At 31.0% G+C, this 361-nt stretch carries 1 pseudogene; it reads right to left on the bottom strand.

From position 1 onward, the window contains the following. Nucleotides 1-361: pseudogene (locus AJ884_RS10195) on the bottom strand (highly acidic protein); the annotation flags it as partial.

The raw sequence follows: 361 nt of genomic DNA on the forward strand, positions 1-361 counted from the left end.
CTAGTTCATCTAAACTAGGCTCAGTATCCAAAGCTGTATGTTCTTGGCTTAAGTCTTCTTTTTGGCTTCCGCCATCTTCCAAAGTTAAATCTAAATCAGTTTGAATGTCTTCTTGATTCTGTTCTTTAGTTGTTTCTTGTTCTAAATTCTCATCTTCTAAATTTTGAGTTTCTAAAGTTTCGTTTGCATTATCATCTTGAGATTCGTTAAGCTCTTCTTGCATTTCTAATGTATTTGCTTTAGAATCGTTTAATAATTCTTGCTTTTTTATTTCTTCATTTTTGTCATCTTCTTTGATTTCTAAATCTTCATCATTTTTATCATCTAGTTCATCTAAACTAGGCTCAGTATCCAAAGCTGT

Origin of the sequence: Campylobacter sp. BCW_6463 (genome assembly GCF_001762785.1) — a bacterium.
GTDB lineage: Bacteria > Campylobacterota > Campylobacteria > Campylobacterales > Campylobacteraceae > Campylobacter_D > Campylobacter_D jejuni.